The organism is Streptomyces sp. NPDC101234 (assembly GCF_044767525.1).
GTDB classification, from domain to species: Bacteria; Actinomycetota; Actinomycetes; order Streptomycetales; family Streptomycetaceae; genus Streptomyces; species Streptomyces sasae.
The window spans coordinates 217,894-240,231 of record NZ_JBIWOA010000004.1 but is presented as its reverse complement, the minus strand read 5'-3'; the positions used below and the strand labels follow the sequence as shown (position 1 = coordinate 240,231).

Here is a 22,338-nt window from a genome sequence, read left to right as displayed (position 1 = left end):
CTTTTACAGGTTCGCCTGCTCTTGGTCGTACTGGTCAGTAACGTCATCGGACGTGACCAGTCGAAACAGTTCCGTACAGACCTCCGAGGGCGCCAACTCCCTCTCCCCCCGCCGCCGTACGGTCGTCAAGGCCGCGGCGGCGGCCGCCGTCCTGACCGCCCCGCTCGCCGCCGCGCTGCCGGCCCGGGCCGCCTCGGACGCCCCCGCCTTCCTGCACGGCACGGCCTCCGGCGACCCGCTGCCCGACGGCGTCCTGCTGTGGACCCGGGTGACGCCGACCGCCGACGCCGTGCCCGGCTCCGGGGTCGGCCCGGACACCGAGGTCAGCTGGGTCGTCGCCACCGACAAGGCGCTGCAGAACGTCGTCTCGCGGGGCTCCACCACCGCGTCCGCCGCCTCCGACCACACGGTCAAGGCGGACATCCGCGGTCTGGCCCCGGCCACCGACTACTGGTTCCGCTTCTCGGCCGGCGGTACCGACTCCCCGGTGGCGCGCACCCGCACCGCCCCGGCGGCCGACGCCACCGTCTCCGGCCTCCGCTTCGGTGTCGTCACCTGCGCCAACTGGGAGGCCGGCTACTTCGCGTCCTACCGCCACCTGGCCGCCCGTAACGATCTCGACGCCTGGCTGCACCTGGGCGACTACATCTACGAGTACGGCACCGGCGAGTACGGCACCCGCGGCACCGTCGTACGGGAGCACGCGCCCACCCACGAGATCATCACCCTCGCCGACTACCGCATACGGCACGGCAAGTACAAGACCGACACCGATCTGCAGGCCCTGCACGCCAAGGCGCCGGTCATCGCGATCTGGGACGACCACGAGTTCGCCAACGACTCCTGGTCCGGCGGCGCCGAGAACCACACCGAGGGCGCCGAGGGCACCTGGACGGCCCGTCAGGCGGCCGCCAAGCAGGCCTACTTCGAGTGGATGCCGGTCCGCCCCGCCATCGCCGGCACCACCTACCGCCGGCTGCGCTTCGGCAAGCTCGCCGACCTCTCCCTGCTCGACCTGCGCTCCTTCCGCTCGCAGCAGGTGTCCGTGGGCAACGGCTCGGTCGACGACCCGAACCGCACGATCACCGGCCGGGCCCAGCTCGACTGGCTGAAGGCCGGGCTGAAGGCCTCCGACACCACCTGGCGGCTGGTCGGCAACTCGGTGATGATCGCGCCGTTCGCCATCGGCTCGCTCTCCGCCGACCTGCTGGCGCCGCTCGCCAAGCTGCTCGGGCTGCCCCAGGGGGGCCTCGCCGTCGACACCGACGACTGGGACGGCTACACCGCCGACCGCCGCGAGCTGCTGGCCCACCTGCGCTCGAACGCCATCACCAACACGGTGTTCCTGACCGGCGACATCCACATGTCCTGGGCCAACGACGTGCCGGTGGACGCCGGGACCTACCCGCTCTCCGCCTCCGCCGCCACCGAGTTCGTGATCACCTCGGTGACCTCCGACAACCTGGACGACATCCTCAAGGTCTCCCCCGGTGTCGTCTCCACCGTCGCCGCGCCGCTCATCCAGCTCGCCAACCGGCACGTCCACTGGGTCGACACCGACCGGCACGGCTACGGCGTCCTGGACATCACCGCCGACCGCGCGCAGATGGACTACTACGTCCTCTCCGACAAGACGAAGGCCGACGCCACCTCGTCCTGGGAGCGCTCGTACCGCACCCGCAGCGGCACCCAGAAGGTGGAGCGCACCTACGACCCGGTGTAGCCGTCACCCACCCCGTGTCGTAGCCCTCGCCTACAGCGATTCGAGGAAGCCGAGCGCCACCCGCCAGGTGGCCTCGGCCGCCTCCTCGTCGTAGTCCGGCAGCCCGGGGTCGGTGTAGAGGTGGCCGGCGCCCGTGTACCGGTAGATCTCCACATCGGCGCCGGCCCGGCCCATCTGCAGATACCAGGCGCTCAGCCAGTCGTCCGTCTCGAAGGCGTCCGGCTCGGCCACGTGCAGCTGCACCGGAAGGTCGTCCACCGCGGCGTTCGGCGCGATGTCCGACGTACCGTGCAGAAGCAGCAGTCCCCGCGCCCGCTCGTCGCCCAGGGCCAGCGTCTGAGCGATCGAGGCGCCCAGCGAGAACCCCGCGTAGACCAGCCCGCGGTCCGAGTACGGCGCCGCCGCCAGCACGGCCCGCTTCAGCAGCTCGTCCTTGCCGATCGACTCGTTGAACTCCATGCCCTCCTCGACCGTGTCGAAGGTGCGCCCTTCGAAGAGGTCCGGCGTCCACACCTCGTGCCCCGCGGCACGCAGCCGGTCCGCGGCCTCGCGCACCGCGGGCCTGAGGCCATAGGTCGAGTGAAAGAGCATGATGTTCATACGCCCATGGTGCCAGCCTGCTCCGGCACCCCGGTCGCACACCGGTCCTGCCGGCCGCCTCCGCCGACGTCCGTGACGCTCTTCTCACCGAGCGGCATGTTCAGGGCCCCGCAGATCTGGTTACGTTCGAACCCATGGAGATGGAGAACGTACTCCGCCCGCTGATCGTGCTCGGCGGCGCCGTCGTCCTCACCCTGCTGATCGGCTGGGCGACCGATCTACTGCTGCGCAAGGCCGACGCACGGCACAGCGAGACACCCCTGTGGGGCCTGCTGCGCCGCGGCCGCATCCCCTACCAGCTGGTGCTGTGCGCGGCCCTGCTCAGAGGCTCCTACGACCAGGCGGAGCTGATCCTGGAGCACCGGGTCGCCGTGGGCCGGCTGCTGACCCTGGTGCTGATCGGGTCGGCGGCCTGGCTGGTGGTGCGGATAGCGGCGGCGATCGTCGAGTCGTCGTACGCCCGCTACGCCCGCGGTCACACCGACGCGGCCCGGGTCCGCCGGGTGCGCACCCAGGTGTCGCTGATCATGCGGGTGGTCACGGCGATCGTCGGAGTGGTCGCCGCGGCGGCGATGCTGCTGACCTTCCCGGCGATGCGCGCGGCCGGCGCCTCGCTGCTGGCCTCCGCCGGTGTCCTCGGCATCGTCGCCGGTGTGGCCGCCCAGTCCACGCTCAGCAACATGTTCGCGGGGCTGCAGATCGCCTTCGGCGACATGGTGCGCCTCGGCGACACGGTCGTGGTCGACGGTGAGTGGGGCACGGTCGAGGAGATCACCCTGACCTTTCTGACGGTACGGACCTGGGACGAGCGCCGGATCACCATGCCGGTGTCGTACTTCACCTCCAAACCTTTCGAGAACTGGTCGCGGGGCACCCCGCAGATGACCGGGATCGTCTTCTGGCATCTCGACCACTCGGCGCCGATCGAGCCGATGCGCGAGAAGCTCCGGGACATCCTGCGGGAGTGCGCCGCCTGGGACGGGCGGGACTACGGCCTGGTGGTCACCGACGCCACGCCGAACACCATCCAGGTGCGGGCGCTGATGACCGCGAAGGACTCGGACGACGTCTGGAAGGTCCGGGTGACCGTCCGCGAGCAGATGATCACCTGGCTGTCCTCGGAGCATCCCTACGCCCTGCCCCGGGTCAACACGGCCGACGCGATCCTCCCGCCGGACGTCATCGTCCCCGCCCCCGCCGACGGGACGGCCACCCGACGTCTGCACGAGCCGCCCCGCCCCGGCCGGGTCTGACGACTCACCTCAGTGGCCGCGCTCGGCGCCGCCGTTGACCTGGACGATCTGCGAGGTGATGTGTCCGGCGGCCGGGGACGCCAGCCAGTGCAGGGTGGCGGCGACGTCACCGGGTGTCCCGGCCCGCCCGGTCGACGTCTCCGCGACGAGCCGCTCGCGCCGTGACTCCGCCACCGGCCCGCCGAAGAACTCGGTGTCCTCGACATACCCCGGCGCGACGACGTTCACGGTGACCCCGCGCGGCCCCAGCTCCCGGGCCAGGTCGTGGGCGTACGGATGCAGGGCGGCCTTGGCGGCTGCGTAGGACCCGGTCCCGGAACCTCTGAACGCCGCGATCGAACTGAGGAACAGCACCCGTCCGCCGGGGTCCGCGAGCCGGTCCTTCAGCGCCTCCGTGAGCAGGACGGCGGTCAGCGTGTTCTGCCGGAAGTTCCCGGTCCAGGTGCGCGCGACGGCGTCGAGCGGGTCACCGGCGTCCGCGTCGGGCGCGAGGGCCGCGTTCCCTCCGGCACTGTGGATCAGCACATCCACGGTCCCGATCTCCTCGGCGACGAACCGGGCCACACCCCGCACGCCGGCCGGCTCCGCCAGATCGGCGGCATGCACGACCGCTCCGGGGACCCCGGCCTTCTCCAGCACCTCTCTCCGCCGCCCGAGCAGCACCACCTGGTCCCCGTCGGCGGCGAACACCCGCGCCGCGGCGAGCCCGATCCCTGTTCCTCCACCACTGATCACAATATTCCGAGCCATGATCCGAGACTACGATCGAGAAGCCGTCGGCGCCTGTGACTGTCCACAGCCGCCATGTACTTGTATTACTGCCGCTGTACAGCGCCCCCGAAGGGGCGCTGGGGGTACCCCCGGCCGAAGACCGGGGAGGAACTGCGCGAGCGGCCACGACGGTGCCGCGGTCGACCGGCGGCACATCACGGCACTTCCGGCGGAGCGCTCAGCGCAGGCTGCGTACGTCCAGATGCCGCAGCACCCGGTCCACGATCTCCGGGTCCGCCCCCGGCTCGCTGCGCGCCGCCAGCACCTCGTGGCGCGCAGCGCTCAGCATCTCCGACTGGATCCGCCGCACCCTCTTCAGCCGCCGCATCCGCTTCTCGTGCCCCTCCCGCCGCTCGTCCTCCGCCACGTCGGGACTGATCCGGAACCCGATCTCGAAGGCCCGCCGCAGCATCTGCTCGGTGAGGTCCTCCGGCAACTCCTCGACCTGCTCGATCTCCTTCAGCCGCCGCCGTGCCGCCTTCGCCGCCCGCACCGCCAGCTCCTTCTCGAACTCCGCCTCCCGCTCAATGTCGGCCCGCACCCCCAGCCGCTTCACCAGCCACGGCAGGGTCAGCCCCTGGAGCACCAGCGTCGCCATGATCACGCCGAAGGCGATGAAGACGATCTCGTCACGGTCCGGGAAGGCCGACCCGGCGTCGGTCCGCAGGGGAATCGCCAGGGCCAGCGCCACCGACGCCACCCCGCGCATCCCCGACCACCACATCACCACGGTCTCCCGCCAGCTGGTCGGGATCTCCTCGTCGTAGTCCCGCATCGCGTGCAGGCGTTTGGTCAGCCAGGTCGCCGGCAGCAGCCAGAGCAGCCGTACCACCACGACCACGCCCACGACCGCGGCCGCCCAGCCGAGCAGCTCGCCCCAGCGGCCGGACGCCGTACGGATCGCGTTGTGCAGCTCCAGGCCGATCAGCCCGAACGCGACGCCGGTGACGAGCGTGTCGACGATGTCCCAGAAGGTGTAGCCGGCCAGCCGGGTCATCACGTCGTCGGCGTCGGTGGCGTACTCGGCGATGAACAGCGCGGTGGTGAGCACCGCGAGCACCCCGGAGCCGTGCAGTTCCTCGGCGACGACGTAGGAGACGTACGGGACGAGCAGGGTCAGGCCGATCTGGAGGGTCGCGTCGCCGAGCACGTCCATCAGCTTGTTGGCGCCCCAGCCGAGCACCAGCCCCACGAGGACCGCGACCACGGCGGACAGCAGGAAGTCCAGCCCGGCCCGCCACGGCGAGAACGTACCGCTGACCACGGCGGCGATCGCCACGTGGTAGAGCACGATGGCCGTGACGTCGTTGAAGAGACCCTCGCCCTCCAGGATGGACACCAGCCGGCGGGGCAGCCCGAGCTGGCCGGCGACGGCGGTCGCGGCGACCGGGTCGGGCGGGGCGACCAGCGCGCCCAGCGCGACGGCCGCCGCGATCGACAGCCCGGGCACGATCGCGTTGGCGACCACGGCCACACACACGGTGGTGACGAACACCAGGGCGACGGCGAGCAGGAAGATCGGCCGTTTGTTGGCCGCGAACTGGCGCCAGGAGGTCCGCCGTACGGCGGCGTAGAGCAGCGGCGGCAGCAGACCGGGCAGGATCAGCTCGGGCGGGATGTTCACGTCGGGTACGAAGTCGGCCACCGCGAGGGCGATCCCGAACAGTGTCATCAGCACGGGCGCGGGCAGTCCGAACCGGTCCCCGATCGGGACGCTCACCAGGGCCCCGAGCAGCAGCACGAACAACAGGGCCAACTGATCCACGGCCAGCGCTCCGGGAGTCGACGATCACACAGCAGGTCTCAAGCCTGCCATGCGACATCCGTCAGAGTGCGCGCCGCATCGCCCGGTGCGGGATGTCCGCCTCCTCGTACTCCGGGCCGTACGGCTCGTAGCCCAGCCGCTCGTAGAAGCCCAGGGCGTGGGTCTGCGCGTGCAGGTCCACGGCGGTCAGGCCACGCGCGCGTGCGGCGTCCTCGATCGCCCGGACCAGGGCGACGCCGACGCCCAGACCGCGGGCCTGAGGGGAGACCGCGAGCCGGCCCAGGGAGCCGAGAGACAGGTCGCCGCCGGTCTTCTCCGCGGCCGTCTCGCCGTACAGCAGCCGGCCGGTGCCGAGCGGTTCGCCGTCCTCACGGACCGCCAGCACATGCAGGGCCGTGGCGTCGTACACGTCGTACTCCAGGTCCTCGGGGACGCCCTGTTCGACGACGAAGACCTGCTTGCGGACCGCGAAGCACGCCGCCAGGTCGGCGGGGTCCTCGGCGACCCGTACGTCGTACGCGCGGGTGCTCATCCGTAGGTCTCCTCGCGGACCTGGTCGAGAGCCTTCTGCAGGTCGGCCGGGTAGTCGCTGGCGAACTCGACCCACTCGCCGTCCCCCGGGTGCTCGAAGCCGAGGCGGACCGCGTGCAGCCACTGGCGGGTCAGGTGCAGCCGCTTGGCGAGCGTCGGGTCGGCGCCGTAGGTGAGGTCGCCGACGCAGGGGTGGCGGTGCGCGGCCATGTGGACGCGGATCTGGTGGGTGCGGCCGGTCTCCAGCTTCACGTCGAGCAGGGAGGCCGCGCGGAACGCTTCGATGAGGTCGTAGTGGGTCACCGAGGGCTTGCCGTCGGCCGTGACCGCCCACTTGTAGTCGTGCTGCGGGTGGCGGCCGATCGGGGCGTCGATGGTGCCGCTGGTCGGGTCGGGGTGGCCCTGCACGAGCGTGTGGTAGCGCTTGTCGACCGTGCGCTCCTTGAACTGGCGCTTCAGCGACGTGTACGCCCGCTCCGACTTGGCGACCACCATCAGGCCGGAGGTGCCGACGTCGAGGCGGTGCACGATGCCCTGGCGCTCGGCGGCGCCGGAGGTGGAGATCCGGTAGCCGGCGGCCGCCAGACCGCCGATGACGGTGGGGCCGGTCCAGCCCGGGGAGGGGTGCGCGGCCACGCCGACCGGCTTGACGATCACGACCACGTCATCGTCGTCGTGCACGATCTCCATGCCCTCGACGGGCTCCGCGACGATCTGCACGGGCGCGGGCGCCCCCGGCATCTCGACCTCCAGCCAGGCACCGCCGCGCACCCGCTCGGACTTGCCGACCACCGAGCCGTCCACCTGGACCTTGCCCGCCGCGGCCAGCTCGGCCGCCTTGGTGCGGGAGAAGCCGAACATGCGGGAGATGGCGGCGTCGACGCGCTCGCCCTCCAGGCCGTCGGGCACGGGCAGGGTACGGATCTCGGGAATCGTGCTCACCCGTCGAGTATGCCGGACACCGCCGACAGCCCCGTACGCAAGCCCCTGGGCCCGCGGCCCCATCGGCTCTCTCAGTCCTTGTGGACGGTCCCGTCCGGGTCCAGGCCGCGGAAGGAGAGCAGCACGATCAGGATGCCGCCGCAGACGATCGCCGAGTCGGCCAGGTTGAACACCGCGAAGCCCTTGGGCGCGATGAAGTCGACGACCTGGCCCTCGAAGATCCCCGGCGAGCGGAAGATCCGGTCGGTGAGGTTGCCGAGCGCGCCGCCGAGCAGCAGGCCGAGGGCGACCGCCCAGGGGAAGCTGTAGAGCTTGCGGGCCAGGCGGAAGATCACGACGATGACGGCGGCCGCGATCAGCGTGAAGATGATCGTGAAGGCGCCGCCGAAGCCGAAGGCCGCACCCGGGTTGCGGATCGCGTGGAACTCCAGCCAGTCGCCGATGACCTGGATCGGCGCGTGGTGCTCCAGTTTCGCGACCACGATCATCTTGCTGACCAGGTCGAGGGCGTACGCGAAGGCGGCCACCGCGAACAGCACGGCGATCCGGCGGCCGCGCCCGGGCCGCCGCTGGTCCTGGACCGGCTGCTGATCCGCACCGGACGCGCCGGGCGTCGCCGTCCGCTCGCCGCCGTCGTCCGGGGTGCCCGGCGTACCGATGATGCGCTCCGCCTCTGCCACGTGAGTCCCTCAACCTTAGGTGCCTGACTGAGGACGAGACTACGGCACGCCCCGTGCGGCCCCGGTGCTCAGTAGCGGCGTTCCTGCTTCTGCTTGCACTCGACGCACAGCGTCGCCCTCGGGAAGGCCTGCATCCGGGCCTTGCCGATGGCGTTGCCGCAGTTCTCGCAGAGGCCGTAGGTGCCCGCGTCCAGCTTCCCCAGGGCGCGTTCGGTCTGTTCGAGCATCTCGCGCGCGTTGGCGGCCAGCGCCAGTTCGTGCTCCCGGGTGATGTTCTTGGTGCCGGTGTCGGCATCGTCGTCGCCGGCGCCGTCCCCGGAGTCCCGCATCAGGCCGGCCAGGGCGCTCTCGGAGGTCTCGATCTCGGTGCGCAGCCGCATCGTCTCGGCCGTCAGCTCCGTGCGCGCCTCCTCGACCTCCTCGGGCGTCCACGGGTCCTCGCCGGGACGCACCGCGAGCTCGCCCGGAGCCGCCGTGGCGACCCGTGCCTTGGGGACGGCGCTCTCCGCCGCCGTGGCCGTGCCAGGAGTCTTCTTCGCAACCACTGTCGTGGCTCCCGTCTGCTTCGCGGCCCGCGCCGCGCCCGCTTTCTTGGCCGTGCTCTTCTTGGCCGTGCTCTTCGCCGCCGCGGTCTTCGTCGCCACGGCCCTGGACGCGTTCTTCCCCGGCTTCTCCACGGCGTCCCCCGGTGCCGCGCTCGCCTTCGGCTCCGTCGCCCTCGGCTCCGCCGTCTTCTTCTCGGCCGCCTTCTTCACCGGCGTCCTCTTTGCCGCCGCCTTCTTGGTGGCACCCTTCTCACCTGGTGTTTTCTCGGCGGCGGCCGCCGCTCTCGCGTGCGCGTTCTTCCTTCCGCCGTCCCCCTTGGTGTCGCCGCCGGAGGCAGCCGCGCCCCTGGACCGGCCGGACGCCGACTGCTGTACGGCGGTCTTCTTCGCCACCATGGCCGCGGCCCCTTCACATATTGTGATCTTGCACGCGAATCGTGCTGGGACGATAAATCGACTCAAGTCCCGCGGCAACGGGGCACGCCGCCCGATCCGCCTGCCCCGCACCCCCCACGCAGCAGGTATGCATGCGTTGTGCCCAGCTCCCCGCGCGGTAATCCGCCGAGCCGGACATCCCAGGATGCGAACACGCGTACCACGCCATTCGGGTCATCTCGGCAGCTGGACGACCGAACGCGGCCGGGGCCCGGAAAACGGGTCGGCCGCTGTCCGTGCGGAGCCGTACACTGGGCGGAGCGAGAAGCGTGGATGGGGACGAGTAGCGGCGTACGCAGCCCAGAGCGACCCGGGGACGGTGGAAGCCCGGGGGCGAGCGCGATGTGAAGATCACCCCGGAGCCGCCGGAAGAAAGCCGCAGCCGAAAGGCGGCGGCGAGTAGAGCCGGCTTCGCGACCCCAATGAGGGGGCTCACCGGCGCGTACGGCGCCCGGGGGGCCAAGGAGGGTGGTACCGCGGGAGCGCGCCGCACACGGCGTACGCAAGGCAAAGCTCTCGTCCCTCCGACGGAAGGCAGCAAGTCCGTTGGAGGAAGCTCGCAGATGACAGCGCCGACGTACCGCCAGGTGCCCGCACAGGTCGACCTGCCCGCCCTCGAGCACGCCGTGCTCGACTTCTGGCGCGAGCAGAAGATCTTCGCCAAGACCCTGGAGCAGTCCGAGGGCCGCCCGGAGTGGGTGTTCTACGAGGGCCCGCCCACCGCCAACGGCATGCCCGGCGCCCACCACATCGAGGCGCGCGTCTTCAAGGACGTCTTCCCGCGCTTCCGCACCATGCGCGGCTACCACGTCGGCCGCAAGGCCGGCTGGGACTGCCACGGCCTGCCCGTGGAGCTCGCGGTCGAGAAGGAGCTGGGCTTCAGCGGCAAGCCGGAGATCGAGGCGTACGGCATCGCCGAGTTCAACGCCAAGTGCCGTGAGTCCGTGCTGCGCCACACCGACGCGTTCTCCGCGCTGACGACCCGCATGGGCTACTGGGTCGACCTGGACGACGCCTACGTGACCATGGACCCCGCGTACATCGAGTCGGTCTGGTGGTCGCTGAAGGAGATCTTCGACAAGGGGCTGCTGGTCCAGGACCACCGCGTCGCCCCCTGGTGTCCGCGCTGCGGCACCGGTCTGTCCGACCACGAGCTGGCGCAGGGCTACGAGACGGTCGTCGACCCCTCCGTGTACGTCCGTTTCCCGCTCACCTCCGGTCCGCTCGCCGGCCAGGCCGCGCTCCTGGTGTGGACGACGACCCCCTGGACCCTGGTGTCCAACACGGCGGTCGCCGCGCACCCGGAGGTCACCTACGTCGTCGCCACCGACGGCGAGGAGAAGCTGGTCGTCGCCGAGCCGCTGGTCGCCAAGGCACTCGGCGAGGGCTGGGAGACCACGGGCCAGACCTTCACCGGCGCCGAGATGGAGCGCTGGACCTATCAACGTCCGTTCGAGCTGGTTGAGTTCCCGGAACCGGCGCATTACGTCGTCAACGCCGAATACGTCACGACCGAGGACGGTACGGGCCTGGTCCACCAGTCCCCCGCCTTCGGTGAGGACGACCTCAAGGTCTGCCGCGCCTACGGCCTGCCGGTGGTCAACCCGGTCCGCCCGGACGGCACCTTCGAGGAGAACGTCCCGCTTGTAGGCGGCGTCTTCTTCAAGAAGGCCGACGAAAGGCTCACCGAGGACCTGAACCAGCGCGGCCTGCTCTTCAAGCACCTGCCGTACGAGCACAGCTACCCGCACTGCTGGCGCTGCCACACCGCGCTGCTCTACTACGCGCAGCCGTCCTGGTACATCCGTACGACGGCGATCAAGGACCGCCTCCTCGAAGAGAACGAGAAGACGAACTGGTTCCCGGACACGGTCAAGCACGGCCGGTACGGGGACTGGCTGAACAACAACATCGACTGGGCGCTGTCCCGCAACCGCTACTGGGGCACCCCGCTGCCGATCTGGCGCTGCGAGGACGACCACCTCACCGTGGTCGGCTCCCGCGCGGAGCTGACCGAGCTGACGGGCACCGACCAGTCGGGCCTGGACCCGCACCGCCCGTTCATCGACGCCGTCACCTTCGCGTGCCCCCAGTGCGAGAAGACCGCCACGCGCGTGCCGGAGGTCATCGACGCCTGGTACGACTCGGGTTCGATGCCGTTCGCGCAGTGGGGCTACCCGCACAAGAACAAGGAGCTGTTCGAGAGCCGTTACCCGGCGCAGTTCATCTCCGAGGCCATCGACCAGACCCGTGGCTGGTTCTACACGTTGATGGCGGTCGGCACGCTGGTCTTCGACAGGTCCTCGTACGAGAACGTGGTCTGCCTCGGCCACATCCTCGCCGAGGACGGCCGCAAGATGTCCAAGCACCTGGGCAACACCCTGGAGCCGATCCCGCTGATGGACCGGCACGGCGCGGACGCGGTGCGCTGGTTCATGGCGGCTGGCGGCTCACCGTGGGCGGCCCGCCGGGTCGGCCACGGCACGATCCAGGAGGTCGTCCGCAAGACGCTGCTGACGTACTGGAACACGGTCGCCTTCCAGGCGCTGTACGCCCGTACGTCGAACTGGGCGCCGTCCGCGGCGGACCCGGCCCCGGCCGACCGCCCGGTCCTGGACCGCTGGCTGCTCTCGGAGCTGCACGCGCTCACCGACCAGGTGACGCAGTCCCTGGAGGCCTACGACACCCAGCGGGCCGGCAAGCTGCTGTCCGCGTTCGTCGACGACCTGTCCAACTGGTACGTCCGCCGTTCGCGCCGCCGCTTCTGGCAGGGCGACAAGGCCGCGCTGCGCACGCTGCACGAGGTCGTGGAGACCGTCACCCGGCTGATGGCCCCGCTGACCCCGTTCATCACCGAGCGGGTGTGGCAGGACCTGGTGGTGCCGGTGACCCCGGGCGCGCCGGAGTCGGTGCACCTGTCGTCCTGGCCGGAGGCGGACCTGTCCGCGATCGACCCGGAGCTGTCCAAGCAGATGGTGCTGGTACGGCGGCTCGTGGAGCTCGGCCGTGCCACGCGCGCGGAGTCGGGTGTCAAGACGCGGCAGCCGCTGTCCCGGGCGCTGGTCGCGGCGGTCGGCTTCGACGCGCTCGACCGGGAGCTGCACGCGCAGATCACCGACGAGCTGAACGTCTCCTCGCTGGCGTCGCTGTCCGAGGTGGGCGGTTCGCTGGTGGACACCACGGCCAAGGCGAACTTCCGGACGCTGGGCAAGCGCTTCGGCAAGCGGGTGCAGGACGTGGCGAAGGCGGTCGCCGCGGCGGACGCGGCCGCGCTGTCGCTGGCGCTGCGCGAGGGCACGGCGACGGTGGAGGTCGACGGCGAGACCGTGACGCTCGCGCCGGACGAGGTGATCATCACGGAGACGCCTCGCGAGGGCTGGTCGGTGGCGTCGGACTCCGGTGCGACCGTCGCGCTCGACCTGGAGATCACCGAGGAGCTGCGGCAGGCGGGCCTCGCCCGGGACGCGATCCGGCTGATCCAGGAGGCGCGCAAGAACAGCGGGCTGGACGTGGCCGATCGGATCGCGCTGCGGTGGGTGTCGACGGACCCGGCGGTGATCGCGGCGCTCGCGGAGCACACGGAGCTGATCGCCGACGAGGTGCTGGCGACCGACTTCGCACAGGGTGAAGGCGACGGCGCCTACGGCGAGCCGTTCACCGACGAGGGCCTGTCCCTCACCTTCCGTCTCCGCAAGGCGTAGGCGCGGCGTCCGAGGGCCCGGTCTCCCCATTCCCGGGGGGCCGGGCCCTCGTTGTCGCCCCAGTCGGTCGGCGGCAGTGTCCGGGCCGCCCGCGCGGTGTCCAGGCCCAGCGCCTCCAGCAGTGGTCTGCGTGGGCCCTTGACGATGAACAGCGGCCGGAGCACGTCCTTCCTGGGGCGGTCCGCGAAGGTGAACCCGCCGGCCGTGAGGATCGCCGTGATCGCCTGCCGCATCGCCTCATGGACGGCGATCATGTGATGCAGGATCCGGGTGTTCTGCTCGGCGTCGACGTCGCCCCGGTGGAATCCGATCCGGATCACCGGCCCGGGATTCCACCCCACGTGGACACCGCCCTCCGGGTCGTCCCCGTAGTCGACGTCGACTACGGACACCCGTGCCGACCTCGACGGGCAGGTACTCGGCCTGCACCGGCAGTCCGGCCGCCGTCAGCCGGGTACGGATCCCGACGGCCGGCTCGTCACGGAACAGCTGTGTCTCCAGGTCGACCACCCGGCGCCCCGCGTCCCCCTGCTCGCCCATGCCGCGCGCGCTACAGCGGCCCGCGCCGGCACTGTCAAGACCGCCAAAGCCGTCAACACGCATAAACAGGGCGGGGCCCCGGATCGAAATCCGGGGCCCCGCCCTGTTGAACGCTGCCGACGACTACGGCGTACTACTCTGCGCGGCCGTCAGTTGTCGTCCTCGTCGATGAGGAAGCCGCGCATCGGGGACGGCGCCTGGCCCATCGGAGAGGGGCCCTGCGGGCGTACCGGTGCCATCGGCTGGGTCATCGCCGGCGTCATCTGCTGCTGGCCGCCGTAGGACGGGGCAGCGGGGGACGGGCCGCCCATGGACGGACCGCCCATCGACGGGTTGCCTCCGTAGGACGGGGCGCTCGCGCCGGCCGGTGCCATGGAGGGCGCCGGGGACGGCGGGAGGGACGCGGCGACCGGGGTGCGCGGCGGCGCCAGGGAGTCGTCGGCCTGGGTCTCCAGCTGACGCAGCTGGGACTCGAGGTACGACTTCAGACGCGTGCGGTACTCGCGCTCGAAGCCGCGCAGGTCCTCGACCTTGCGCTCCAGCGTGGCGCGCGCGGACTCCAGGGAGCCCATGGCGACGCGGTGCTTCTCCTGCGCGTCCCGCTCCAGCGCGTCGGCCTTGGCACGGGCGTCACGCTCCAGACCCTCGGCGCGGCTGCGGGCCTCGCCGACGATCTTGTTGGCCTCGGAGCGGGCCTCGGCGATCGCCTGGTCGGCGGTCTGCTGGGCCAGCGAGAGGACACGCGCGGCGCTGTCGCCACCGGGACCCTGACCGGGGCCGCCCATGGGACCGCCCATCGGACCACCCATGGGGCCGCCCATCGGGCCACCCATCTGCTGCTGCATGGGGGGCTGACCGCCCATGGTGCCCGGACCCATGCCCTGACCCATCGGACCGGGACCCTGGCCCATGCCCTGCATCGGACCCTGGCCCATCGGACCCTGGCCCATCGGACCGGGACCCATCGGACCCTGGCCCATCGGACCCTGGCCCATCGGGCCGGGACCCTGCGGACCGCCCTGGCCACTGGGACCGGCCGGCAGCTGCGGGGCGCCGCTCGGCAGCTGCGGGGGACCACCCATGGGGCCACCCATCTGCTGCTGCGGCGGGCCCGATATGCCGGCGGGCACCGGAGCGCCGGGACCTCGCATGCCCTGCTGAGGCATACCGCCTTGCTGCGGCATACCACCCTGCTGCGGCATTCCCCCTTGCTGCGGCATGCCGCCCTGCTGAGGCATGCCGCCCTGCTGGTCCTGCGGCTCCGGAGGCTTGCGCATGTTCTGCTGGTTCTGGGCAGCAGCACGCGTGGCCGCGGCCAGCTTGGCGCGCAGGTCCTCGTTCTCGCGGAGCAGGCGGGTCAGCTCGGCTTCGACCTCATCGAGGAAGGCATCGACCTCGTCCTCGTCATAGCCTTCTCGGAGGCGGACGGTCGTGAACTGCTTGTTCCGCACGTCCTCGGGGGTCAACGGCATCTCTTCACCTCAACGTAGTCGTCGGCGTTCGGCAAGACGGTAGGTCACATCGCTCATCACAGCCGACCAACGATCGCGATCAGGATGTAGACGATGATCATCAGTACGAAGAAGGACAGGTCGAGCGCCACGCCCCCGAGACGCAGCGGCGGAATGAACCGCCGCAGAAGCTTGAGCGGTGGATCGGTGACAGTGTAGGTGGCCTCAAGTACGACCACCATCGCCTTGCCGGGTTGCCATGAGCGGGCGAACTGGAACACGTAGTCCATGACCAACCGGAAGATGAGCACGATGAGGAAGCACATCAGCGCGATGTAGATCACATCCAGGAACACGCTCATGATCCGTGCTTCCCTCTCCCCTGTTCCGTGCCTGGTACCGGTGTTGCGTCTCAGCTCTGGTTGAAGAACCCGCCCTCTGCGATGCGGGCCTTGTCCTCCGCCGTGACATCGACGTTAGCAGGCGACAACAGGAACACCTTCTGCGTCACCCGCTCGATGCTGCCGTGAAGACCAAACACCAAACCGGCCGCAAAGTCGACAAGTCGCTTCGCGTCTGTGTCATCCATCTCAGTCAGATTCATGATCACCGGGGTGCCCTCACGGAAGTGTTCCCCGATGGTACGGGCCTCGTTGTAGGTCCGGGGGTGAAGCGTGGTGATCCGGTAAGGCTCTCGTTCCGACACGACCTTGGGCATGATCACCGGTGCGTTCTTCTCCAGGCTTGCGCGTTCTTGTGTGATGGACGCCACGGGAGCGATGCGCGCCGGGCGTCCCGATTCCGCCGGTAGCGCCGCGGAATGCGACACCGGTTCGCGAGGTGTAGACGGCTGCACCACTCGTACCGAATCGTCCCTTTGGGACTGGTGTGCACCGTGGGACTGGTGGGACGGCTCGTGCCGTCGGTGGTCCCGTTCGGGCTCCGGGTCCAGTTCGGGCTCGAAGTCGTCGTCGGGATCGAATCCGCGGCCGTCGTACCCATCGTCCTCCACGAGGCCGAGGTAGACCGCCATCTTGCGCATCGCGCCGGCCATGCTCTGAGTCCTCCGCTCTGTGGTGGATCCGTGACGACTGCCAAGTCCCGCGATCCACGTGGCCGTTGCGCCCACCCTGGGCCGCATTGACCATATTTTCTGCTGTGGTCCGACTTCCTGGCGACGTTACCCGAGCCTGGGGCGGACTCCGAGTACCGCGGTGCCGACGCGTACATGTGTCGCCCCGGCCGCCACTGCCTCCTCGAGGTCCGCACTCATCCCTGCGGAGACCATGTTCGCAGCCGGATGAGCTCGGCGCAGGCCGGTCGACAAATCCATCAACCGCCCGAACGCCGCACGTTGGCGCCCTGCGTACTCCCCGGTGAGCGGAGCGACGGTCATCAGTCCGTCGAGCCGGAGCCCCGGCGATCCGGCGACGAGGTCGGCCAACTCTTCGATTCCGCCCGGTGCCACACCGCCGCGCTCCCCTCTTCCGCTCGCACCCGCGTCGAGCGCCACCTGAAGGAGGCACCCCACCTCACGCCCGGCCCGCACCGCCTCCTTCGACAGCGCCTCGACGAGCTTGGAACGGTCGACGGACTGCACGAGATCCGCATAACCCACCACGGATCGGACTTTGTTGGTCTGCAATTGACCGACAAAATGCCAACTGAGGGGCAGATCCACACATTCGGCAGCCTTGGGGGCCGCGTCCTGGTCCCGGTTCTCGGCGACATGGCGCACACCGAGCCCCGAAAGGATCCGCACATCGCTCGCCGGGTAGGTCTTGGTGACCACGATCAGGGTCACCTCCTCCCGCTTGCGCCCGGCCGCCGCACACGCGGCGGCGATGCGCTCCTCCACTTTCGCCAGGTTTGCGGCGAGTTCGGTCCTACGGTCCGTCATGCCCTATCAGTCCAGCCACACATAGCCCGCGAGCCGCCCGGTGGTGCGGTCGCGACGGTACGAGAAGTGATCATTCGACTCCAGCGTGCACACCGGCGACTGCGCCCGGTCATGCACCCCGGCGCGCGCCAGCTGTGCGTGCACTCCGGCGCCGACGTCGACCGCCGGAGTGCCCCAGCTGGTCTCGGCGTGCGCCGCCGGCTCGACGGCGGCCACCTCGGTGCGCATCGCCTCCGGCACCTCGTAGCACCGCCCGCAGACGGCCGGTCCGGTACGGGCGACGATCCTGGCCGGGTCGGCGCCGAGTTCCGTCATGGCGCGTACGGCGGCGGGAACGACCCCGGCGATCATGCCGGGCCGGCCCGCGTGGGCGGCGGCCACGACCCCGGCGACCGGGTCGGCGAGCAGGACCGGCGTGCAGTCGGCGGTGAGGACGGCGAGGGCGAGCCCCTGACGCGCGGTGACGACCGCGTCGACCTCGGGAACCGGCCGGTCCCCCCACGGCTCGTCCACGACGACCACGTCGGCGGAGTGGACCTGGTTCATCCAGACCACCCTGCCGGGGTCCAGGCCGAGCGACTCGGCGGCGATCTCCCGGTTGGTCCGTACCACGCCGGGGTCGTCGCCGACCGCCCCGCCCAGGTTGAGCTCCTCGTACGGAGCGGCGCTCACCCCGCCCCACCTGTCGGTGAAGGCGAAGTGCGCGCCGCTCACGGTTTCGCGCTGTCCTATCACGTCTGAAGGATCACTTGAGGAAGTCCGGTACGTCCAGTTCCTCGGCCGCGCTGTCCGTGTAGGTGCGCGACGGCGGGACCGGCGGGGCGACCGGGATGTCGGCGACCGGCTCGGGGGCCGGCTCCGGGTCCTCCTTGGGGGTCACGCTGCCGAGCGAGCCGAAGGAGGGGCGCTCGGGCTGCTGCCGCACCGGAGCGGGCTCGTCCCGACGGGAAGGGGACGAGGACGCGCCGAGGACGTTGTCCCGGCGGGCCGGGGGCTGGCCCCCGTCGAAGCCGGCCGCGATGACCGTGACGCGGACCTCGTCGCCGAGGGCGTCGTCGATGACCGCGCCGAAGATGATGTTGGCCTCGGGGTGGGCGGCCTCGCTGACCAGCTGGGCGGCCTCGTTGATCTCGAACAGGCCGAGGTCGGAGCCGCCGGAGATGGAGAGCAGCACGCCCCGGGCGCCGTCGATGGAGGCCTCCAGGAGCGGCGAGGAGATCGCCATCTCGGCGGCGGCCACCGCGCGGTCGTCGCCGCGGGCCGAGCCGATGCCCATGAGGGCCGAACCGGCCTCGGACATGACCGACTTGACGTCGGCGAAGTCGAGGTTGATGAGGCCGGGCGTGGTGATGAGGTCGGTGATGCCCTGGACACCGGAGAGCAGGACCTGGTCGGCCGACTTGAAGGCGTCGAGCACCGAGACCTGGCGGTCCGAGATGGACAGCAGCCGGTCGTTCGGGATGACGATGAGGGTGTCGACCTCTTCGCGGAGTTCGGCGATGCCGTCCTCGGCCTGGTTGGCGCGGCGCCGGCCCTCGAAGGTGAAGGGGCGGGTGACCACGCCGATGGTGAGGGCGCCGAGGGAGCGCGCGATGTTGGCCACGACGGGCGCGCCGCCGGTGCCGGTGCCGCCACCCTCGCCGGCCGTCACGAAGACCATGTCGGCCCCCTTGAGGACCTCCTCGATCTCCTCGCGGTGGTCCTCGGCGGCCTTGCGGCCGACGGCCGGGTTGGCGCCGGCGCCGAGTCCGCGGGTGAGTTCACGGCCGACGTCGAGCTTGACGTCGGCGTCGCTCATCAACAGCGCCTGCGCGTCGGTGTTGATGGCGATGAACTCGACGCCCTTGAGGCCGACCTCGATCATCCGGTTGATGGCATTGACACCACCGCCGCCGACACCGATGACCTTGATGACTGCGAGGTAGTTCTGCGGTGCTGCCACGTCGAAGGCCTCTCGCCTCGAATTACGTTGCCGTCCACGTGCGGTGCCCCGCGCGGGGACGGCGGATGCCGAATGGGACGGTCCGTAGCGCCGACCCGAACCCTAACCCTGAAGTTTAGGGTTACCAGTGTGTCTGTTCCCTGGAGTCTTCTGAACAGGACACTAAGTCGACAAGTGGCGCCCGTTCAACGAACACGCCGAACCTCCCGTTTTTCTTTTCACCCTATGTGATCAGCCGTAGCAGTGCCCAACCAGGGTGCTGGCCTGCGCTGATGTGCGTCAACTCGCCGATGACGCAGGGGCGGTGGGAACACTCACGTCGAAGTGCCGGGCGCCGGAAGCGGCTTTCAGGAGAGCGCTGAGCGTACGGGCCTTGGCCGCACCGTTCTCGGAACTGCCCCACTCGACGGTACGGCCGCCGCTCAGCACCAGCGAGATGTCGTCGTAGGAACGGACCTTGAGACTCCGGGTCTCCCGGCGGACGGCGGCCGGAATGTCACCTGCGATGTCGACCGCTTCCCGCACCAGCCGGTCGGTGTCGAAACGGCGCAGGCTCGCCGTCGCCGAACCGGACCGCGCGAGCGACAGTTCCAGCAGCGGAGCACCTTTCGGCGCCTGCGAAACCGTGGCGAACCGGACGCCTTTCTTGTCCACTTCGGTGAAGTTTCCACCCTTTGCGATGAGCAGAACCGGAGTGCGCTCGACCACTTTCAGCCTGATTCCGTGAGGCCAGGAACGAGCGACGTCAACCACGTCAATTCGGGGCAATTTCCGGCGCAGCCGGGCCTCGATGCCGCCGGTGTCGACGGAGACCATCGGTGCGCCGACCGGGACGTCGGCGGCCTCAAGGACCTGCTCGGGCGTCAGAACGGCCGTACCGGAGACGGAGACCTGCCGCACGCGCAGCCATGAGGAGCCGTACAGCAGCCACACGGAACCGGAGCCCAGGAGGACAACCCCCAGACCCAGAACGACGAACCTGCGAAAGCGGCGGTTCCTCCACCGCCGGAGGAGCGGCGGGCCGGACGACTCCTGCTGGCGTTCACCGCGCTCGGCGGTGGTCGATCCGGCCACGCTGCTCACTTGCCTTTCGTCATACGGTCCTAACGGCTCGAGGCGATCGCCTCGTACACCATGCCGACGAGCAGGTCGTCGGCGTCCCGACGGCCGAACTCGCTCGCCGCGCGGGACATCTCGTACAGCCGGTGAGGGTCGGCGAGCACGGGCAGGACGTTCTGCTGCAGCCACTCCGGGGTGAGTTCCGCGTCGTCGACCAGGAGGCCGCCCCCGGCCTTGACCACCGGCTGGGCGTTCAGCCGCTGTTCGCCGTTGCCGATGGGCAGCGGGACATAGGCGGCCGGGAGTCCGACGGCGGAGAGTTCGGCGACGGTCATCGCACCCGCGCGGCAGAGCATCATGTCGGCCGCGGCGTACGCGAGGTCCATCCGATCCAGGTAACTTACCGGGATATAGGGGGGCATTCCCGGCATCTGGTGCACCTGCGGCAGTTCGTTCTTCGGGCCGACCGCGTGCAGGATCTGGATCCCGGCCTGCTGCATCCAGGGGGCGACCTGCTGGATGACCTCGTTGAGGCGGCGGGCGCCCTGGGAGCCGCCGGAGACGAGCAGCGTGGGCAGGTTGGGGTCGAGGCCGAAGCGGTGGCGGGCCTCGGGGCGGGCCGCGGCGCGGTCCAGGGTGGCGATGGAGCGGCGCAGCGGGATGCCGATGTAGCGGGCGTCGCGGAGCTTGCTGTCGGGCGTGGAGACCGCGACCCTGGCCGCGTACCGGGAGCCGATCTTGTTGGCGAGGCCGGGGCGGGCGTTGGCCTCGTGGATCACGATCGGCACACCGAGGCGCTTGGCGGCGAGGTACGCGGGCAGGGCGACATAGCCGCCGAAGCCGGCGACGCAGTCCGCCTTGGTGCGCTCCAGGATCTGCTCGGCGGCCTTGATGGTGCCGCGCAGCCGGCCGGGGACGGTGATCAGCTCGGGGGTGGGCCTGCGGGGCAGCGGCACCGCCGGGATCAGCGCCAGCTCATAGCCCCGCTGCGGGACGAGCGTGGTCTCCAGGCCGCGTTCCGTGCCCAGGGCCGTGATCCCCACGGTGGGGTCCTGCCTGCGCAGGGCGTCCGCGAGGGCGAGCGCGGGCTCGATGTGGCCGGCGGTCCCCCCACCAGCGAGTACGACATGCACCGAAATTCACCGCTCTCCGGACGGGCGCGCCACCGGGGCGCGCCGTCGCATCGTGTTCCATCTCCGAGGTCCCCGAGGACCCCCGGCTCCCCGCTTTCTACCAAAGCGAGGTTGCCGCATCGCAAGCGCCGCCCGTGCGGCGGGATCGTCGCGTGCGAAGGCGATCAGCAGCCCGATCGCGAACATGGTCGGCAGCAGGGCGGAGCCCCCGTAGGAGAACAGCGGGAGGGGGACACCGGCGATCGGCAGCAGGCCGAGCACCGCACCGATGTTGATCACCGCCTGGGCGATGATCCAGGTGATCACACCTCCCGCGGCGTACCTCACGAAGGGGTCCTCCGTGCGTCCGGCCACGCGGATACCCGCATAGCCTAGAGCCGCGAAGAGGGCCAGTACCGACAGCGTGCCCGCCAGGCCCAGTTCCTCACCGGTGACGGCGAAGATGAAGTCGGTGTGGGCTTCTGGCAGTTGGCCCCATTTTTCCACACTCGCACCGAGTCCTGAACCGAAGAGTCCGCCGCTGGCCAGCGCGTAGATGCCGTGGACCGCCTGCCAGCAGTCGGCGACGCCGGTCTTGGGCTCCGTGGCGCCGATGCAGGCGAGCCGGGCCATCCGGTTGGGGCTGGTCTTGATGAGGATCACACCGAGCACACCGGCGATCGACAGCACGCCGGCGAACAGCCGGGTGGGCGCCCCGGCCAGCCAGAGCAGGCCGAAGAGGATCGCGGTCAGGATGATGGCGGTGCCCATGTCGCCGCCGAGCATGATCAGGCCGAGCAGCAGGAAGGTGACCGGGACGAGCGGCACCAGCATGTGCTTCCACTGGGTCAGCAGCCGCTTCTCCTGTTTGCGGGCCAGCAGGTCGGCGCTCCACAGCACCAGGGCGAGCTTGCCGAACTCGCTGGGCTGGATCTGGAACGAGCCGCCGAGGGAGATCCAGTTCTGGTTGCCGTTGACCGACATGCCTATCCCCGGCACCTGCACCAACGCCATCATGAAGACGGCGCCGGCCAGGATCGGATAGGCGAGCGCCCGGTGCAGTTTCACCGGCATACGGGACGCGACGAGCATCAGCACGCCGCCGATGGAGGCGGCGAGGAACTGTTTGCGGAAGAAGAACGAGCCGGGCAGCGACATCTGCAGCGCGGTGACCTGGGAGGCCGAGTAGACCATCACCAGACCCAGCACGATGATCAGCAGGCTGCCGCCGAGGATCAGGTAGTACGCGGTCAGCGGCCGGTCCCAGGCCCGGTGGGCACGGGCGTGCAGCCGCCGCAGCGGATTCTCGGGTGGCGTGCGGGAAGCGGCGGGCCTGCGGACCGCCCGCTGTACGGGCGGCCGGCCGGTACGGCTACCGGGCATCAACG

At 70.4% G+C, this 22,338-nt stretch carries 20 protein-coding genes; 3 read left to right on the top strand and 17 right to left on the bottom strand.

The genetic code is table 11. The features are described from left to right. Positions 1 to 52 precede the first annotated feature (52 nt). On the top strand, positions 53 to 1,723 hold the full coding sequence (locus ACIRR9_RS09630) for an alkaline phosphatase D family protein (RefSeq protein WP_403749344.1): 1,671 nt from the start codon (positions 53 to 55) through the stop codon (positions 1,721 to 1,723). Between the two features lie 30 nt (positions 1,724 to 1,753). Here ACIRR9_RS09630 and ACIRR9_RS09625 read toward each other — a convergent pair whose 3' ends face one another. Beyond that, on the bottom strand, positions 1,754 to 2,323 hold the full coding sequence (locus ACIRR9_RS09625) for a dienelactone hydrolase family protein (RefSeq protein WP_123977906.1): 570 nt from the start codon (positions 2,321 to 2,323) through the stop codon (positions 1,754 to 1,756). Positions 2,324 to 2,463: 140 nt separating this feature from the next. On the opposite strand from ACIRR9_RS09625, the gene ACIRR9_RS09620 reads away from it, so the two are divergent. Beyond that, entirely contained in the window at positions 2,464 to 3,576 is a 1,113-nt protein-coding gene (locus tag ACIRR9_RS09620; protein WP_403749710.1) for a mechanosensitive ion channel family protein, read from the top strand. 9 nt (positions 3,577 to 3,585) lie between these two features. Here ACIRR9_RS09620 and ACIRR9_RS09615 read toward each other — a convergent pair whose 3' ends face one another. The 6 genes from ACIRR9_RS09615 to ACIRR9_RS09590 form a co-directional block, all read right to left on the bottom strand. Continuing rightward, positions 3,586 to 4,326: an SDR family NAD(P)-dependent oxidoreductase gene (locus ACIRR9_RS09615; protein ID WP_123977905.1), complete on the bottom strand. Its 741-nt coding sequence runs from the start codon at positions 4,324 to 4,326 to the stop codon at positions 3,586 to 3,588. Positions 4,327 to 4,525: 199 nt separating this feature from the next. Beyond that, positions 4,526 to 6,112: a Na+/H+ antiporter gene (locus ACIRR9_RS09610; RefSeq protein ID WP_403749342.1), complete on the bottom strand. Its 1,587-nt coding sequence runs from the start codon at positions 6,110 to 6,112 to the stop codon at positions 4,526 to 4,528. Positions 6,113 to 6,173: 61 nt separating this feature from the next. Then, positions 6,174 to 6,644, bottom strand: a complete 471-nt coding sequence (locus ACIRR9_RS09605) for a GNAT family N-acetyltransferase (protein WP_403749340.1) — start codon at positions 6,642 to 6,644, stop codon at positions 6,174 to 6,176. Then, complete coding sequence (locus tag ACIRR9_RS09600) at positions 6,641 to 7,585, bottom strand: RluA family pseudouridine synthase (RefSeq protein WP_384574369.1); 945 nt, start codon at positions 7,583 to 7,585, stop codon at positions 6,641 to 6,643. Before ACIRR9_RS09600 ends, ACIRR9_RS09605 begins: the two co-directional genes overlap by 4 nt. Before the next feature lie 71 nt (positions 7,586 to 7,656). Beyond that, entirely contained in the window at positions 7,657 to 8,265 is a 609-nt protein-coding gene (lspA, locus tag ACIRR9_RS09595) for a signal peptidase II (RefSeq protein WP_403749338.1), read from the bottom strand. 68 nt (positions 8,266 to 8,333) lie between these two features. Beyond that, positions 8,334 to 9,206, bottom strand: coding sequence for a TraR/DksA family transcriptional regulator (locus tag ACIRR9_RS09590; protein ID WP_403749336.1), 873 nt, complete (start codon positions 9,204 to 9,206; stop codon positions 8,334 to 8,336). 602 nt (positions 9,207 to 9,808) lie between these two features. Between ACIRR9_RS09590 and ileS the strand changes: the two genes are divergently transcribed. Beyond that, positions 9,809 to 12,946: an isoleucine--tRNA ligase gene (gene ileS, locus ACIRR9_RS09585; RefSeq protein ID WP_403749335.1), complete on the top strand. Its 3,138-nt coding sequence runs from the start codon at positions 9,809 to 9,811 to the stop codon at positions 12,944 to 12,946. Here ileS and ACIRR9_RS09580 read toward each other — a convergent pair. From ACIRR9_RS09580 to ftsW, 10 genes are all read right to left on the bottom strand, one after another. Next, positions 12,886 to 13,338 (bottom strand): hypothetical protein, encoded by a 453-nt coding sequence (locus tag ACIRR9_RS09580; RefSeq protein ID WP_403749333.1) that lies wholly within the window; start codon positions 13,336 to 13,338, stop codon positions 12,886 to 12,888. The genes ileS and ACIRR9_RS09580 overlap by 61 nt on opposite strands. A 297-nt stretch (positions 13,339 to 13,635) precedes the next feature. Next, positions 13,636 to 14,958, bottom strand: a complete 1,323-nt coding sequence (locus ACIRR9_RS09575) for a DivIVA domain-containing protein (RefSeq protein WP_403749330.1) — start codon at positions 14,956 to 14,958, stop codon at positions 13,636 to 13,638. Between the two features lie 56 nt (positions 14,959 to 15,014). Next, positions 15,015 to 15,299: a YggT family protein gene (locus ACIRR9_RS09570; RefSeq protein ID WP_046729537.1), complete on the bottom strand. Its 285-nt coding sequence runs from the start codon at positions 15,297 to 15,299 to the stop codon at positions 15,015 to 15,017. Positions 15,300 to 15,349: 50 nt separating this feature from the next. Further along, positions 15,350 to 15,991, bottom strand: a complete 642-nt coding sequence (locus ACIRR9_RS09565; RefSeq protein WP_123977897.1) for a cell division protein SepF — start codon at positions 15,989 to 15,991, stop codon at positions 15,350 to 15,352. Between the two features lie 126 nt (positions 15,992 to 16,117). Then, on the bottom strand, positions 16,118 to 16,837 hold the full coding sequence (locus ACIRR9_RS09560; RefSeq protein ID WP_403749326.1) for a YggS family pyridoxal phosphate-dependent enzyme: 720 nt from the start codon (positions 16,835 to 16,837) through the stop codon (positions 16,118 to 16,120). A 6-nt stretch (positions 16,838 to 16,843) separates the two neighbouring features. Continuing rightward, positions 16,844 to 17,572, bottom strand: a complete 729-nt coding sequence (gene pgeF / locus ACIRR9_RS09555) for a peptidoglycan editing factor PgeF (protein WP_403749324.1) — start codon at positions 17,570 to 17,572, stop codon at positions 16,844 to 16,846. A 10-nt stretch (positions 17,573 to 17,582) separates the two neighbouring features. Then, on the bottom strand, positions 17,583 to 18,779 hold the full coding sequence (gene ftsZ, locus ACIRR9_RS09550) for a cell division protein FtsZ (protein WP_365336005.1): 1,197 nt from the start codon (positions 18,777 to 18,779) through the stop codon (positions 17,583 to 17,585). 279 nt (positions 18,780 to 19,058) lie between these two features. Next, a complete protein-coding gene (locus ACIRR9_RS09545; protein ID WP_403749707.1) occupies positions 19,059 to 19,853 on the bottom strand; it encodes a cell division protein FtsQ/DivIB in 795 nt (264 codons plus the stop codon). A gap of 29 nt (positions 19,854 to 19,882) precedes the next feature. Next, entirely contained in the window at positions 19,883 to 20,971 is a 1,089-nt protein-coding gene (gene murG, locus ACIRR9_RS09540) for an undecaprenyldiphospho-muramoylpentapeptide beta-N-acetylglucosaminyltransferase (RefSeq protein WP_123977893.1), read from the bottom strand. 6 nt (positions 20,972 to 20,977) lie between these two features. Then, positions 20,978 to 22,333, bottom strand: a complete 1,356-nt coding sequence (ftsW, locus tag ACIRR9_RS09535) for a putative lipid II flippase FtsW (RefSeq protein WP_384574342.1) — start codon at positions 22,331 to 22,333, stop codon at positions 20,978 to 20,980. Between the last annotated feature and the right edge of the window lie 5 nt (positions 22,334 to 22,338).